The organism is Brachybacterium ginsengisoli (genome assembly GCF_002407065.1).
In the GTDB taxonomy this organism is placed as follows: domain Bacteria; phylum Actinomycetota; class Actinomycetes; order Actinomycetales; family Dermabacteraceae; genus Brachybacterium; species Brachybacterium ginsengisoli.
In genome coordinates, this window is record NZ_CP023564.1 from 1,925,813 (window position 1) to 1,939,160 (window position 13,348).

The following is a 13,348-nucleotide window of genomic DNA, read 5'->3' on the forward strand; positions in this document are numbered from 1 at the left end:
TGTACTCCGGTACCCTGACCGGGGCCTTCGTGTCCGCACTGACGGCTCCCCAGATCCCCGTCCCTCTCGCACTCCGCCGCTGCCGCCCCTGAGGGCAGCCCCAGGAAGGACACCTCTCCCCATGCGCACCTCCGAGATCCATCGCCGCTGGCTCGACTTCTTCGCGAAGAAGGACCACGAGATCGTGCCCAGCGCCTCGCTGGTGTCCTCCGATCCCTCGATCCTGTTCACGATCGCCGGGATGGTGCCCTTCATCCCGTACATCGTCGGCACCGAGGCGGCCCCGTACCCGCGGGCGGCGAGCGTGCAGAAGTGCATCCGCACCAACGACATCGAGAACGTCGGCCGCACCACGCGCCACGGCACCTTCTTCCAGATGGCCGGGAACTTCTCCTTCGGGGACTACTTCAAGACCGGTGCGATCGACTACTCCTGGGAGTTCCTCACCACCTCGCAGGACGAGGGGGGCCTGGGCTTCGAGCCGGATCGCCTCTGGTTCACCGTGTGGGAGGAGGACGAGGAGTCCTACCGCCACGTCATCGACGTCATCGGTCTGGACCCCCTGCACGTGGTTCGCCTGCCCCGCGAGGAGATCTTCTGGGACACCGGCCAGCCCGGCCCGGCGGGCCCCTGCGGCGAGTGGCACTACGACCGCGGCCCGGAGCACGGCCCCGATGCCGTGACCGGAACCGTCCCCGAGTGGCCCGGGGACGAGAAGGGCGAGGACCGCTACATCGAGATCTGGAACCTGGTCTTCGACCAGTACCTGCGCGGTGAGGGCTCGGGCAAGGACTACCCGCTGCTCGGCGAGCTCGACCAGAAGTCGATCGACACCGGCCTCGGGGTGGAGCGCGTCGCGTACCTGCTCCAGGGCAAGCAGAACATGTACGAGATCGATCAGATCTTCCCGGTCATCGAGAAGGCCCAGGAGCTCACCGGGCGCGTCTACGGCGCCGACGGCGAGGACGACGTCCACCTGCGCATCATCGGCGACCATGTGCGCAGCGCGCTCATGCTGGTCTCCGACGGGGTGCGCCCCGGCAACGAGGGCCGCGGCTACGTGCTGCGGCGGCTGATCCGCCGCGCCGTGCGGTCGATGCGCCTGCTGGGCTACACCGAGCGCTCCATGCCCGAGCTGCTGCCGGTCTCGATGTCGCTCATGGCCGAGTCCTACCCCGAGCTGGAGACGGACTTCGCGCGCATCAGCGACGTGGTCCTCTCCGAGGAGGACGCCTTCCGTCGCACCCTCGAGACCGGCACCACCATCTTCGACGGCTTCGTCGGCGCCGTGAAGAAGGAGGGCGGCCGCGTGCTGCCCGGCCAGGACGCCTTCCGCCTCCACGACACCTACGGCTTCCCGATCGACCTCACCATGGAGATGGCGGGCGAGGTCGGGCTCCAGGTGGACGCCGACGCGTTCCGCACCGCCATGCAGGAGCAGCGCGAGCGAGCCCGGGCGGATGCCGCCTCGAAGAAGGCCGGCCACACCGACACCGCGATCTACAACCGACTGCTCAGCCAGCGCGGCGGCGAGGTCCCCTTCCTCGGCTACACCGAGGACACCGTCGCCACCACCGTCGAGTCGGTGCTGGTGGACGGGAAGCTGGTCGACTCCGTCCAGGCCCCGGCGCAGGTGGAGGTCGTCCTCGCCTCGACCCCGTTCTACGCGGAGTCCGGCGGCCAGCTCGCCGACCAGGGCCAGATCTCGCTCACCGGCGGCGGCCTGCTCGAGGTCGACGACGTCCAGAAGCCCGTGCGCGGGCTGATCGTGCACCGCGGCCGGCTCGTCGAGGGCGAGCTCGCCCAGGGCGCGTCCGCCATCGCGTCGATCGACACGGCGCGCCGCGGCGCGATCGCGCGCGCCCACACCGCGACGCACATGGTCCACGAGTCGCTGCGCGAGGAGCTCGGCGAGGGCGCCACCCAGGCGGGCTCGGAGAACTCGCCCGGTCGGATGCGCTTCGACTTCCGCTACGGCCAGGCGATCCCGAAGTCGGTCCTCGAGCAGATCGAGGGCCGGGTGAACACCCTCCTGCAGGACGAGCTGACCGTCACCGACCAGCAGATGTCGCTCGACGAGGCGAAGGCGCTCGGCGCCCAGGCCCTGTTCGGCGAGAAGTACGGCGAGGTCGTCCGTGTGGTCTCGATCGGCGGGGACTGGTCGCGCGAGCTGTGCGGCGGCACCCATGTGGCCAGCACCGGTGCGATCGGCACCGTGCAGCTGATGGGCGAGGCGTCCATCGGCAGCGGGGTGCGTCGCGTGGACGCGCTGGTGGGCCTGTCCGCCTACCGGCACCAGGCCACCTCCCACGCCCTGGTCTCCCAGCTGACCGAGATGCTGAAGGTCGGAGCCGCCGAGGAGCTCCCCGAGCGGATCCGATCCCTCACCCAGCGCATGAAGGACATGGAGAAGCAGCTCGCCGCCCTGCGCGGCCAGCAGCTCCAGGCCGAGGCCGGCAAGCTCGTGGAGACCGCGGCCGAGGTCTCCGGGGTGCGCCTGCTCGCGCATGACGCCGGAGAGGGCGTCGCCGCCGGCGACCTGCGCAGCCTCGCCCTCGATCTCCGCACCCGCCTCGGCGAGGACGCGCCGGTCGCCGTCGCGGTCGCCGGTCACGAGGACGGCCGCGCCGCGCTGGTGATCGCCACCAACGCCGCGGCCCGCGAGAAGGGGCTGTCCGCCGGCTCGCTCCTGCGCGTCGCAGCGGAGGCGATGGGCGGTCGCGGCGGCGGCAAGCCGGACATGGCGCAGGGCGGCGGCGGCGAGCCCGCATGCATCCCCGCCGCGCTCACCGCGGTGCGCGAGGCGATCCAGGCGGCAGTGGCTGCATGACCCTGCACCACGGGGACCCTGCCGAGGGCGATGAGCGCCTTCCCCGGGGCGTCCGGCTGGGTGTTGACGTGGGCGACGTCCGCGTCGGCCTCGCGCGCAGCGATCTGGACGGGATGATCGCGACCCCGGTCGAGACGCTCGAGCGCGACACGGCCGTGGCTCGTGTCGTCGCCGAGGCGCGGGAGGCGGAGGCGCGTGTCATCATGGTCGGGCTCCCGCGGTCCCTGAGCGGAGCGGAGGGCCCCGCCGCCCAGAAGGCGCGGGACTTCTCCGCAGAGCTCGCAGGGGCACTGCGCGAGGACACCCCGACCACCCAGGTCAGGCTCATCGATGAACGACTGACCACCGTCTCCGCGCACAAGGCGCTGCACAGCTCCGGCCGCAAGGGTCGCAAGCACCGCCAGGTCGTGGATCAGGTCGCCGCGGTGATGATCCTCCAGCAGGCGCTGGACACCGAGCGCACCACCGGTGCCCGCGCCGGAGAGCAGGTCGAGGCTCCGCAGACCGGATCCGCGACCGCCCAGGACCCGACCCAGGAGGACGCCTGATGAACGACGAGGACCTCTCCTTCGACGAGCTCGCGGAGTCGCAGCCCGCCCGACGCGACCACCACGGGCGTCGACGCGCCGGCAAGCCCCGCGGCGGCTTCCTGCGCCGGACCCTGCCGTTCCTGCTGGTCCTGCTGGTCGTGGGAGGCATCGCCTTCGGCGGCTTCCAGGGCTATCGATGGATCACCTCGAACGTCAGCGTCGAGAAGGAGGCCCCCGACTTCGCGGGCCCGGGCCACGGCGAGACCACGGTCCAGGTCTCCGAGGGCGACACCGGGACGGACATCGCGTACTCCTTGGTGAAGCAGGGAGTCATCAAGACGAGCGGTCCGTTCGTGAGCCTCTTCAGCAACACCCCGGAGGCCTCGAAGATCGAGCCCGGGATCTATGCGGTCAAGCTCGAGATGACCTCGGTGGACGCCCTGAACGCGCTCCTGGACCCCTCGAACCTCACCGGGCATCGGGTGATCATCCCCGAGGGCAAGCGGCTCAGCGAGGTCTGGAAGATCCTCTCCGCCGAGACGGACATCCCCGTGAAGGACTTCGAGGCCGCCGCGAAGGACTACACCTCCTACGGGATCCCCGAGAACGCCGCCGGCACCATGGAGGGGTACCTCTGGCCCGGCCGCTACGACATCTACGAGGACCAGGACGCCGAGGACATCATCGCGATGATGTGGGGCCAGATGGAGGACCAGCTCACCGCGCGCAAGATCCCCCAGGAGAAGTGGCACGAGACCCTCACCATCGCCTCCCTCGCGGAGATGGAGGTGCGCCGCCCCGAGGACTACGGCAAGGTCGCGCGCACGATCCACAACCGGCTCGAGGGGACCGGCGAGGCGAAGGGGAAGCCGATGAAGCTCCAGTTCGACTCCACCGTGCACTACGCGGCCGGCAAGTCGGGCAGCGTCGCGACGACCGACGAGGAGCGCGCCTCGGACAACCCGTACAACACCTACCGCTTCGAGGGACTGCCGCCGGGCCCCATCGCGGCGCCCGGTGCGGGCGCCCTCGACGCCGCGGTGGACCCGCCCGAAGGGGACTGGCTCTACTTCGTGAGCGTCAACGGCGACACCGGCGAGACGAAGTTCACCGCCAACTGGTCAGAGCACGAGAAGAACGTCAAGGAGTGGCAGGCCTGGGAGGACTCCCACTGATGGCACCACGTCGCTTCGCGGTGGTCGGCTCTCCCGTCGGCCATTCCCTCTCTCCCGTGCTGCACCGCGCCGCCTATGCCGCGCTCGGCGTGGCGGATGCTGAGTACGCGCGGCATGACGTGTCCGCCGGCGCCCTCGGGAGCTTCCTGACCGACGGGCCCGGCCGCGAGCTCGCCGGCCTCAGCGTGACCATGCCCTGCAAGCCCGAGGCGTTCGCGCTGGCCGCCGAGGTCGATGACACCTCGCGGATGCTCGGCATCTCCAACACCCTGCTGCGACGGGAGGACGGGACCTGGCGCGCGGAGAACCACGACGTCCACGGCATCGTCGCGACCCTGCGCGATCACGGAGCGGAGGCTCCGCGCACCGGCGGGGTGCTCGGATCCGGGGCGACCGCCCTCAGCGCGGTCGCCGCACTGCTCGAGCTCGGCGCCTCGATGATCCTGCTCTCGGCGCGCTCGGCGGAGAAGCTGGTCCCGCTCGAGGAGCTCGCCGCACGTCAGGGTGCGCGTACCCGGCGCATCCCGTGGGAGGACCAGCACGAGGTGCTCGCCGCCGATGCGGTCGTGAGCGCCCTCGCGGTCGAAGGAGCACGGTCCGTGGCCGCCCGCTGGGCGAGTCATGCGGAGCTCCCACTGCCCGGCGTGCTGCTCGACGTCCTCTACGACCCCTGGCCCGCACCGCTGGCCGCCGTGGTCGCGGATGCCGGGGGAGCGGTTGCCGACGGGCTCGAGATGCTCGCCCACCAGGCCGACATGCAGCTGCGTTCCATGCTGGGGATCGCAGAGGCCCCGGTGCCGCTGATGCTCGCGGCCGCTCGGCGCGAGCTGGGCCACGCGAACCCGGAGGAGCCGACGGTCCGAGACGTCGGCGATCGCCCACGTCGGGGACCTTGTTCCTCACGGTAAAGACCAGGTAAAGTGATCTGAGTCTCCCGGGCTCCGGGGGAGCTCGATCACGAACACTGGAGGTCACCGATGGAGCTGGCGCGCGGGGAGCAGCAAGCATCCGTGGCACCGCTGCTCGCGGGGACCGGCTCCGGGGACGAGCGGACCGTCGACGTCGACCGGTCGGTCGTCGACCCTCGCGATCCGGACGACGTCACCCTGGCCCTCCGTCGCTGCACGGCTCTGGCCGCGCGGGCTCGCGTCGATCTGCTCTCGCCGAGCCGGCCCGGTGCCGCCTCCGAGCTGGCCGCGCTGCTCGCGGGGATGCAGGAGTGGGAGGTCGACGCCGTCACGGTGCCCGACCCGATCATGACGGTGCTCGCGGCCGCTGCGCTGCAGGACCTGGCCGAGCGGCTGCGCGCCGCCGACCAGACCCTCCCGGCGGGCTCCGCCGCACTCGCCACCAGCGCCGATGCGGTGCTCGAGGTGCTGCGCGCGCTCATGGCGGAGGGTCGCGTCAACGTCCTGGCGTGATTGTCTTCACGTTTCCGCTGGCAGGGGCTCTTTCGGTGTCAGAGCACCCTCAGGACCGTGCTAATCTTCTTCTCGTCGCTCCGGCGATCACCCGTCCGGGTGGCGGAATTGGTAGACGCGCTAGCTTGAGGTGCTAGTGCCCGTATTAGGGCGTGGGGGTTCAAGTCCCCCCTCGGACACCGTGCAGAGAACCCCGATCCAGTCCTGGATCGGGGTTCTCTTCGTTCCCCGTGCCGTCGACCTCCGCTGCGGGGGCCGAGGAGGACCGGCCTCGGATGCCGGAGGGCGCATGGGAGAATCGCGGCATGGTCCACGTCTTCCTCCATGAGCCGGCGATCGCCGGGAACACCGGCAATGCGATCCGGCTCTCCGCCGTCACCGGGGCGCGCCTCCACCTCATCGAGCCGCTCGGCTTCGACCTCGAGGATGCGAAGCTGCGCCGGGCCGGTCTGGACTACCACGACCTCGCCGACGTCAGCATCCATCCGGACATCGAGCAGGCCTTCGCCGCCGTCCCGGACGCACGCGTCTTCGCCTTCTCCGCTCGCACCGACGTGTCCCTCGGCGACATCGAGTACACCCGCGATGACGTGCTCCTCTTCGGCACCGAGCCCACGGGACTTCCCGAGGAGGTGATGGCGCACCCCCGCATCACCTCCCGTGTGCGGATCCCGATGCTGCCGGCACGACGCTCCCTCAACCTCGCCAACGCCGTCTCGATCGCGGTCTACGAGGCCTGGCGCCAGCTGGGCTACGACGGGGCAGGGGCATGAGCCGGCGACGCCCGCCGGAGCGGGAGCGCCGGGCAGGAGCTCCCGGTCTGCCGGCGCGCCTGGAGCGCCGCAACGCCCTGTTCCAGCAGTGGCAGTCCCTGCTCACGAACCGCACCAAGCGCACCCGCACCGGGGAGATGCTCATCCAGGGGGTCCGCCCGATCACGCAGGCGATCGCCCGGGGCGTCGAGATCCGGGCACTGCTGAGCGACGGACGTCCGGAGCCCTCCCGGTGGGCGCGCGAGCTCCTGGACGCGCCTCCGGCCCCCGTGGTGGAGCTCGCTCCGGAGCTGATGGCAGAGCTGGGGGAGCGGGAGGACGGAGCGCCCGAGCTGCTCGCCCTGGCCGCGGTGCCCTCCGACGACCTCGCGCGGCTCGAGCCCACCTCCACCGCGGTCGTCGTGGTCTTCGACCGGCCCTCGGGCCCCGGCAACATCGGCTCCCTGGCCCGATCCGTCGACGCCCTCGGCGCGGAGGCGCTGCTGATCACCGGACGCAGCGCGGATCCCTGGGACCCCGCGGCGCTCCGAGCCAGCACCGGTTCGCTCTTCGCCGTGCCCGTCCTGCGCCAGCCCTCCCACCGGGAGGTGCTGGAGTGGCTCGAGGGCCGCCGAGCGCAGGGTGAGCCGTGGCGGATCGTCGGGCTCGACGAGGCGGGGGGCCACGAGCTCTCCGCCGAGGACCTCAGCGGCCCGACCCTGGTGGTCGTGGGGAACGAGACGATCGGGATGAGCGCCGGATGGCGCGAGGCCTGCGACGTGGTCGCGGAGATCCCGATGGGCGGCACCGCCTCATCGCTGAACGCCTCGGTGGCCGGTTCGATCGCGCTCTACGAGATCCAGCGCCAGCGGCGCGGCGCCCTGCGCGGCTGAGCGCTCCAGGACACCTCGGCTCAAGCTCCGCCGAGCGCCGCCCGGACCAGCGGAGCCCCGAGCAGACCCAGGAACGGCCCGGACAGCAGGACCGGGCCGAGGGCGAAGCGCGCCCCGGCCCGCCGGGACACGGCCATCACGACCATCCCCAGCCCACCGCCGAGCAGGGCGATCCCCAGCAGCGCGGCGATCAGCACCTCACCGCCGAGCGCCGTCGACATCAGCACCACCACCGGCACCGTCTTCGCATCGCCCATCCCGAGCAGCGACGGCGCGGCAAGCGCCACCACGATCGCCCCCAGGCCCAGCACCAGGGCGAGGATCGCCGCAATGCGCAGGTCCGCGCGCAGCGACGGAGCCAGCAGAGCGGACAGGAGCATCCCTGCGGACACCGCGCCCGTCAGCACCGCCACCCACCGGTTCGGCAGCCGGTGCTCGGAGGCGTCGATCCACGACAGCACGGCCGCGGGCGGCAGATAGACCACCAGCAGCACGGCGATCAGGGCGGGCGAGACGTCAGGCACCACGCCATTGCACCAGAGTCGGCGCGACGGCGGGGCCGTCGGCGGCGGACTGTGGACGAACGGGACCGCGATCGCGGGGGAGGACTACTCCTGATCCTCGGGCTGGAGGGTGGAGCGCACGCGGATGATCCGTCGGCGCATCCACACCTTCCTGCCCCCGCCGATGTATAGGCGGGTGCGGGCGTGCTCCCAGCGGCCGTACTCCGCCTGCTCGGCGAGCTCCGCCCGGACCTGGCCGATCGAGGTCCCGCGGGGCACCGTGAGGATCTGGAACTCGTAGTCCTCCGCGCGGCGACCTCGCTCGACGGGGAGGTCGCGCCAGCGGCGCGGATCGCTGATGTGCTGGACACCGGCGACGAGTGCTGTGCGGGGTCGGATCAACCTGTCCTCCTGTGCTCGATGACCTGCTGTGTCGGCCGACGACGGCGGAGCGTCCGCTGCCGGGACGCGCCGTCGACGGGACGACTCCGTCACGGCGAGCGTATTCCCGGATCCGGGTGCCCGCAGCCACTGTCCATTGTGCCGTCCGACGATGTACGGTCCAAGCATGAACTCGGATCCTCGCTCCGCTCTTGCTGCGCTGATCGCTGCCTTCGAACGTCACTACGAGGCGGCCGCCGCCTCGCGCGGTGACGACGACCCCGCCCTCGATGCCGCCACCGAGCAGCTCGCCACGGCGTTCGACGCCTACGACGACGCCCTCTTCGACGCCTACGAGATCGCCACCCCGCTGATCGTCTTCGACGACGACGATGAGGACGATGACGAGGACGACGACTTCGAGGATCTCGACGACTTCGACGAGGACGACGAGGACGGCGACTTCGAGGACGACGACGACGACGACTCCGGCCGCTGAGCCCCGCTTCTCGGACCTCCACGTACTCTTCACCACTGCTCCATCACGCGGTGCCGGGACCTGCTCCCGGCACCGCGTACTGTGTGCGGGGTCCGACGTCTCCGCACGGTGACGCGGGCGCCGCCGCTGCGTCGATCGAGGAGTGTCCATGTCGTTCATCGAGGCTGTCATCCTGGGCCTCGTCCAGGGGCTGACCGAGTTCCTCCCGATCTCCTCGAGCGCGCACGTGCGCGTGATCGGCGAGCTGATGAATCCCGGGCAGGACCCCGGCGCGGCGTTCACCGCCATCATCCAGCTCGGCACGGAGACGGCGGTGCTGATCTACTTCTGGAACGACATCAGCCGCATCATCGGTAAGTGGTTCCGCGCCCTGGCCGGGAAGGTCCCGCACTCCGATCCGGACGTGCGGATGGGCTGGCTCGTGATCCTCGGTTCGCTCCCGATCGGCGTGCTCGGACTGCTCTTCGAGGACCAGATCGATCACAGCCTCCGGAACCTCTACATCACCTCGGCGATGCTGATCCTCTTCGGCCTCCTGCTGGGTCTCGCCGACCGGATCGCCCCCCAGCGCAAGGAGCTCGAGCAGCTCTCCGTGCGCGATGGCATCCTCTTCGGCCTCGCCCAGGCCCTGGCGCTGATCCCCGGTGTCTCCCGCTCCGGCGGCACCATCACCGCGGGACTCCTCATGGGCTACAAGCGCGAGGCCGCCGCCCGCTACGCCTTCCTCCTGGCCGTCCCGGCGGTCTTCGCCTCCGGTCTCTACAAGGCCGCCAAGGAGGTTCCCGTCCTCCTGACGGCGGACGGCCGCGCCGCGGCGGCGGCGACGGGGGAGCCCTCGCTGATGGCGATCGTCGTCGCGACCGTGGTCGCCTTCGGCGTCGGCTATGCCGTCATCGTCTGGTTCATGCGGCTGATCGAGAACCACTCGTACCTGATGTTCGTCATCTACCGCATCGCGGCGGGCCTGGCGCTGCTGGGTCTGCTCTGGTTCGGTGTGGTGGATCCCCTGGGCGGCGCGTGAGCCCTGGCCTCGCCCCGGCTCGTATGATCGACGGGTGCACTCCTGGACCTCCCCTGCTCTTGACCCGCTTCCCGCCTCCAGCCGTCCGCTGAGGCTGTTCGACACCCGGACCGGGAGGATCGCGCCGATCACGCCGCTGACACCCGGCACGGCCCGCCTGTACGTCTGCGGGATCACCCCGTACGACTCCACGCATCTCGGCCACGCCGCGACCTATCACGCCGCGGATCTCATGCGGCGCGCCCTGCACGACACCGGCCTGGACGTCGAGATGGCGCAGAACGTCACCGACGTCGACGACCCGCTGCTCGAGCGGGCCGATCGGGACGGGGTGGACTGGCGCGAGCTCGCCGCCTCCCAGGTCGAGCTGTTCTCCGAGGACATGCAGGCGCTGCGGATCATCGCCCCGGAGACCTACCGCTCCGTGAGCGAGGCGATGGACTCGATCATCGCCGTGGTCCTCGCGCTCCATGAGCGCGGCCGGGCCTACACGGTGGAGGCGGAGGACGCCTCCGGCCCCGACTGGTACCTCGACCTCTCGGTCGACGGCGCGCTCGGGGACGTCTCGGGCTGGTCCGAGGAGCAGATGCTCGAGGTCTTCGCAGAGCGCGGCGGGGATCCCGACCGCCCGGGCAAGAGGGGCCGCTTCGACCCCCTGCTGTGGCGCGCCGAGCGCGAGGGCGAGCCCGCCTGGGAGGCGGGGCTCCTCGGCCGCGGCCGTCCCGGATGGCACGTCGAGTGCGTGTGCATCGCGGAGGACGGCATCGGCCTGCCCTTCGACGTGCAGGCCGGCGGCAGCGACCTGATCTTCCCCCACCACGATCTCAGCGCCGCGCACTCGGTTGCTCTCGGCCGCCCCTTCGCCGCCGCCTACGCGCACAGCGGCATGGTGGCCCATGAGGGCGAGAAGATGAGCAAGTCGCTGGGCAACCTGGTGTTCGTGCACCGGCTCGTGCGCGACGGGGTCGATCCGATGGCCATCCGCCTGGTCCTCATGGCCCACCACTACCGCAGCGACTGGGAGTGGTCCGAGCAGGAGCTCGAGCTGGCCACCTCCCGCCTGGCGAGCTACCGCCGGGCCGCCCGTCGCGGAGGCCACCATCCGCAGACGGTCGAGGAGGTCCGCTCCGCCCTGCGCGATGATCTCGACACCGCCCGCGCCCTGGCCGCCCTGGATGCCTGGGCGGGAGACGCCCCGTCCGAGGACGAGCAGACGTCCGGGCCCGGCGACGTCCCCGCCGCGGTCGACGCCCTGTTCGGGATCTCCCTCGAGGGCTGACCCCCGACTCTGCGGAGGCGGCCGCAGCCCGGCCGCCCCGCCGGGGGATCACTCGGTGTCGCGGCGTCGGCGCAGGAAGCGCTCGAACTCCTTCGCGATCGCGTCACCGCTGGCCTCCGGGAGCCCGGCCGCGTCCTGGGCGCGCTCCAGGCGCCGCACGTAGTCGGCCACGTCCTCATCGGTGCGGGCGAGCTCGTCGACCCCTCGCTCCCACGCCTCGGCGTCCTCGACCAGCTCCTCGATCGGGATCGGGGCGCTGACGAGATCCTGCACCTCGCGCATCAGCCCCAGCACCGCCTTCGGCGACGAGTTCTGGGAGACGTAATGGGGGACCTGCACCCAGATGCTCGTGGTGCGCAGCCCGGCCGCCGCGGTGCGGCGCGCGAGGATCGTGGGCACGCCGACGGGCCCTGTGTACAGCTCGGAGCCGGTCACCGGCTGCGCCGGCACGGGTTCCACCTGAGCAGAGACCGGCAGCGGCCGGGAGTGCGGCGAGTCTGCGAGCAGAGCGCCCAGGGAGATCACGACGCTGACATCGAGGGCCTGCAGCTGCTCGAGCACCTCGTCGCAGAAGCGCTTCCAGCGCAGCGAGGGCTCAGGGCCCATGACGGTCACGATCTCGGGACCGCGCGGCGGGGTCACCAGGTCCAGGCGGGTGTCGGGCCAGTCGATGACCCGCAGCCCCTCCTCGGTGGTGCCGATCTCGGGGCGGTTGACCTGGAAGTCGATGTACTCCTCGGCATCGACCGCACCCACCGGGCGAGCGGGCCAGACCTCGTGCAGATGCTCGATCACCCCGGTGGCCGCCTCGCCGGCATCGTTCCATCCGCTGAAAGCCGTGATGGCGATTCGACTCATCACCCCATCATAGGCTCAGGTTCCGCGGCTATCCTCGCCGTGCTGCGGGGACCCCGGCCCGCCGGCGGAGGAGACCGATCATGACGACCCCCACGGTGCGCCTCGGGCCCCTGCCGCCGCTGCGCGTCAGCCCCGGCACGCTGATCACCGTGCTGCTGTTCGCAGTGCTGATGTACCCCGGCCTCTCCCGCGGGGGCGTCGCCCCGAGCACCGCCGTGCTGCTGGCGGTCGGCATCGGCCTGTTCATGATCGTCTCGGTGCTCGTGCACGAGGCGGCGCACGCCCTGGTGGCCCGGGCCTTCGGCGCCGACGTCGATCACATCGCCCTGACCCTCTGGGGAGGGCACACCCAGTACCGCTCGCGCCGGATGTCCACCCTCGGCTCCCTCCTGGTCTCGCTCTCCGGGCCGCTGGCGAACCTCCTGCTCGCCGCGCTGTCCCACGGAGTCGTCCAGCTCACCGAGGTCGGGTCCGCCGGGGCCGTCTTCTTCTCGGTCAGCTCCTGGCTGAACCTCGTCCTGGCCCTCTTCAACCTCCTGCCCGGTCTGCCGATGGACGGAGGCCGCGCGCTGGAGACCCTGCTCGGAGCGGCGCTGCGGAATCCGGGCCTCGGCACCCGGATCACGGCCTGGCTGGGCCGCGCGATCGCCGTGGCCGTGGTCGCCTACCCCCTGTGGAGGATCTTGCGGGACGGCGGTGCGGGCGGGTTCTCCCTGCTGAGCCTCGTCTGGGCGATGCTGATCGCCGGGATGCTCTGGCAGGGCGCCTCGCAGGCGCTGCGCGGTGCGACCCTGCAGGACCGCGTCACCACCCTGGATGCCTCCGCTCTGGCCTCTCCCGTGCGGGTCGTCCCCCTGGGCACGCCGCTGGGACACCTCGATCCCGCCGAGGACCTCTCGCAGGTCCTGGTCCTGGACCGCACGACGGCCCGGCAGGGAACCGTCGGCCGCGTGCTGAGGATCGACCCCGCCGCCGCGGGATCGGTCCCCGCCGATCAGCGCGCGAGCACCCCGGTCGAGGCCGTCTCCGGGGCGATGGGCGATCTCGGTGCGCTGCCGGCCGCTCTGCGGGGCGACGACCTCCTCCAGGCGATGCTCGAGCATCCGGCCCCCGCCTACCTCGTCCTGGCCGAGGACGGCACGGCCAGCGGTGTGATCATGAGCGCGGACGTCAACGCCCTCCTGCGCGGACGGTGAACAGCGTGGT

The 13,348-nt window shown here is 71.5% G+C and carries 14 protein-coding genes and 1 tRNA gene; 12 read left to right on the forward strand and 3 right to left on the reverse strand.

What is annotated here, in order from left to right:
• The first annotated feature begins 121 nt into the window (after positions 1-121).
• The 8 genes from alaS (at position 122) to CFK41_RS08600 (ending at position 7,601) form a co-directional block, all read left to right on the forward strand.
• Positions 122-2,830: an alanine--tRNA ligase gene (alaS, locus tag CFK41_RS08565; protein WP_096799277.1), complete on the forward strand. Its 2,709-nt coding sequence runs from the start codon at positions 122-124 to the stop codon at positions 2,828-2,830.
• Positions 2,827-3,378: a Holliday junction resolvase RuvX gene (gene ruvX, locus CFK41_RS08570; protein ID WP_096799278.1), complete on the forward strand. Its 552-nt coding sequence runs from the start codon at positions 2,827-2,829 to the stop codon at positions 3,376-3,378. Before alaS ends, ruvX begins: the two co-directional genes overlap by 4 nt.
• Entirely contained in the window at positions 3,378-4,535 is a 1,158-nt protein-coding gene (mltG, locus tag CFK41_RS08575) for an endolytic transglycosylase MltG (RefSeq protein WP_096799279.1), read from the forward strand. The genes ruvX and mltG overlap by 1 nt, the downstream gene beginning before the upstream one ends.
• Positions 4,535-5,443: a shikimate dehydrogenase gene (locus tag CFK41_RS08580; RefSeq protein WP_096799280.1), complete on the forward strand. Its 909-nt coding sequence runs from the start codon at positions 4,535-4,537 to the stop codon at positions 5,441-5,443. The genes mltG and CFK41_RS08580 overlap by 1 nt, the downstream gene beginning before the upstream one ends.
• 69 nt (positions 5,444-5,512) lie before the next feature.
• Positions 5,513-5,956 (forward strand): hypothetical protein, encoded by a 444-nt coding sequence (locus CFK41_RS08585; protein WP_096799281.1) that lies wholly within the window; start codon positions 5,513-5,515, stop codon positions 5,954-5,956.
• 93 nt (positions 5,957-6,049) lie between these two features.
• Positions 6,050-6,135 (forward strand) — tRNA-Leu (locus CFK41_RS08590).
• Between the two features lie 126 nt (positions 6,136-6,261).
• The gene (locus tag CFK41_RS08595; protein ID WP_096801010.1) at positions 6,262-6,729 is read left to right on the forward strand and encodes a tRNA (cytidine(34)-2'-O)-methyltransferase; all 468 of its coding nucleotides are present in this window, start codon (positions 6,262-6,264) and stop codon (positions 6,727-6,729) included.
• Complete coding sequence (locus tag CFK41_RS08600) at positions 6,726-7,601, forward strand: TrmH family RNA methyltransferase (protein WP_096799282.1); 876 nt, start codon at positions 6,726-6,728, stop codon at positions 7,599-7,601. The genes CFK41_RS08595 and CFK41_RS08600 overlap by 4 nt, the downstream gene beginning before the upstream one ends.
• Before the next feature lie 20 nt (positions 7,602-7,621).
• Here the strand turns inward: CFK41_RS08600 and CFK41_RS08605 are convergent, their stop codons facing one another.
• Together CFK41_RS08605 and CFK41_RS08610 are read right to left on the reverse strand one after the other, a co-directional pair.
• Complete coding sequence (locus CFK41_RS08605; RefSeq protein WP_096801011.1) at positions 7,622-8,125, reverse strand: hypothetical protein; 504 nt, start codon at positions 8,123-8,125, stop codon at positions 7,622-7,624.
• 84 nt (positions 8,126-8,209) lie between these two features.
• Positions 8,210-8,506 carry a DUF5703 family protein gene (locus CFK41_RS08610; protein WP_096799283.1) on the reverse strand — a complete coding sequence of 99 codons (297 nt, stop codon included), beginning with the start codon at positions 8,504-8,506 and terminating at the stop codon, positions 8,210-8,212.
• A gap of 166 nt (positions 8,507-8,672) precedes the next feature.
• Here CFK41_RS08610 and CFK41_RS18050 point away from each other — a divergent pair, with 166 nt between their 5' ends.
• The 3 genes from CFK41_RS18050 to mshC all read left to right on the forward strand — a co-directional run bounded on the left by CFK41_RS18050 (position 8,673) and on the right by mshC (position 11,284).
• The gene (locus tag CFK41_RS18050; protein ID WP_096799284.1) at positions 8,673-8,984 is read left to right on the forward strand and encodes a DNA primase; all 312 of its coding nucleotides are present in this window, start codon (positions 8,673-8,675) and stop codon (positions 8,982-8,984) included.
• Positions 8,985-9,132: 148 nt separating this feature from the next.
• Entirely contained in the window at positions 9,133-10,005 is an 873-nt protein-coding gene (locus tag CFK41_RS08620) for an undecaprenyl-diphosphate phosphatase (protein WP_096799285.1), read from the forward strand.
• A 34-nt stretch (positions 10,006-10,039) separates the two neighbouring features.
• Positions 10,040-11,284 (forward strand): cysteine--1-D-myo-inosityl 2-amino-2-deoxy-alpha-D-glucopyranoside ligase, encoded by a 1,245-nt coding sequence (gene mshC, locus CFK41_RS08625; protein ID WP_096799286.1) that lies wholly within the window; start codon positions 10,040-10,042, stop codon positions 11,282-11,284.
• A 48-nt stretch (positions 11,285-11,332) separates the two neighbouring features.
• Here the strand turns inward: mshC and CFK41_RS08630 are convergent, their stop codons facing one another.
• Positions 11,333-12,142: a PAC2 family protein gene (locus CFK41_RS08630; protein ID WP_096799287.1), complete on the reverse strand. Its 810-nt coding sequence runs from the start codon at positions 12,140-12,142 to the stop codon at positions 11,333-11,335.
• 80 nt (positions 12,143-12,222) lie between these two features.
• On the opposite strand from CFK41_RS08630, the gene CFK41_RS08635 reads away from it, so the two are divergent.
• Positions 12,223-13,338, forward strand: coding sequence for a site-2 protease family protein (locus CFK41_RS08635; RefSeq protein ID WP_169928805.1), 1,116 nt, complete (start codon positions 12,223-12,225; stop codon positions 13,336-13,338).
• Positions 13,339-13,348: the final 10 nt, after the last annotated feature.

Coding starts and splice junctions, on each gene's coding strand:
- CFK41_RS08620 (WP_096799285.1), top strand. CDS start 9,133: ATGTCGTTCATCGAGGCTGTCATCCTGGGCCTCGTCCAGGGGCTGACC.
- CFK41_RS08630 (WP_096799287.1), bottom strand. CDS start 12,142: ATGAGTCGAATCGCCATCACGGCTTTCAGCGGATGGAACGATGCCGGC.
- CFK41_RS08600 (WP_096799282.1), top strand. CDS start 6,726: ATGAGCCGGCGACGCCCGCCGGAGCGGGAGCGCCGGGCAGGAGCTCCC.
- CFK41_RS08595 (WP_096801010.1), top strand. CDS start 6,262: ATGGTCCACGTCTTCCTCCATGAGCCGGCGATCGCCGGGAACACCGGC.
- mltG (WP_096799279.1), top strand. CDS start 3,378: ATGAACGACGAGGACCTCTCCTTCGACGAGCTCGCGGAGTCGCAGCCC.
- alaS (WP_096799277.1), top strand. CDS start 122: ATGCGCACCTCCGAGATCCATCGCCGCTGGCTCGACTTCTTCGCGAAG.
- CFK41_RS08580 (WP_096799280.1), top strand. CDS start 4,535: ATGGCACCACGTCGCTTCGCGGTGGTCGGCTCTCCCGTCGGCCATTCC.
- ruvX (WP_096799278.1), top strand. CDS start 2,827: ATGACCCTGCACCACGGGGACCCTGCCGAGGGCGATGAGCGCCTTCCC.
- CFK41_RS08585 (WP_096799281.1), top strand. CDS start 5,513: ATGGAGCTGGCGCGCGGGGAGCAGCAAGCATCCGTGGCACCGCTGCTC.
- CFK41_RS08635 (WP_169928805.1), top strand. CDS start 12,223: ATGACGACCCCCACGGTGCGCCTCGGGCCCCTGCCGCCGCTGCGCGTC.
- CFK41_RS18050 (WP_096799284.1), top strand. CDS start 8,673: ATGAACTCGGATCCTCGCTCCGCTCTTGCTGCGCTGATCGCTGCCTTC.